This is a genomic window from Streptomyces murinus (assembly GCF_002154555.1).
In the GTDB taxonomy this organism is placed as follows: domain Bacteria; phylum Actinomycetota; class Actinomycetes; order Streptomycetales; family Streptomycetaceae; genus Streptomyces; species Streptomyces murinus.
The window spans coordinates 1-573 of the sequence record NZ_MUNF01001071.1; the positions used below are offsets into that span (position 1 = coordinate 1).

Genomic DNA, 573 nt, shown 5'->3' on the forward strand with positions numbered 1-573 from the left:
GGGCCGCCGCGGCGACCGCCCTCGCCGGTGCGTTCGTGATGCGCCGCTGGGACATCCACGCGGGCAAACAGGTCGCCGACCTCACCCGCGCCCGGGCCGGCGACGAATGGCGCTTCGAGGAACGGGTCGCCGAGCTGGAGACCGACCTGGAGGAGTCGCGCGAACTGCGCGGCAAGCTGGAGCAGCGGCTGCGCGCCAAGCGCGCCGAACTGGCGGGCCTGCGCAATGAGCACGCCGCCCTGCTGCGCCGCTACGCCACCGCGGAGACCGAGCGCGCCAGCGCCCTGGAGGGGCGCCGCCTGCTGGAGATCGAGTCGGGCGCGCCCGCGCTGGAGCCGGCCGGGCGTACGGCGCCCTCGCTGCCCTCCCGCGCGGCCTCCCCGGCACTGCCGCCGGCGCGGAGCGCGGAGCCGGACACCGCCGACGGCGAGGAGACCGAGAAGGCGTACGACGTCTTCTCGGCCGAGGGCGCCAAGCTGTACGGGCAGGCGCTGCGGGCACTCGCGGCGTTCGAGCGGGATGCGGCGGGGGGCGCAGAGCGCGCGCAGACCGCCACTGTCTCCGCCGCCGCAT

General features: G+C 77.1%; 1 pseudogene. It reads left to right on the top strand.

What is annotated here, in order from left to right:
* Positions 1 to 573 (top strand): annotated as a pseudogene (locus CCN72_RS37725) (hypothetical protein); the annotation flags it as partial.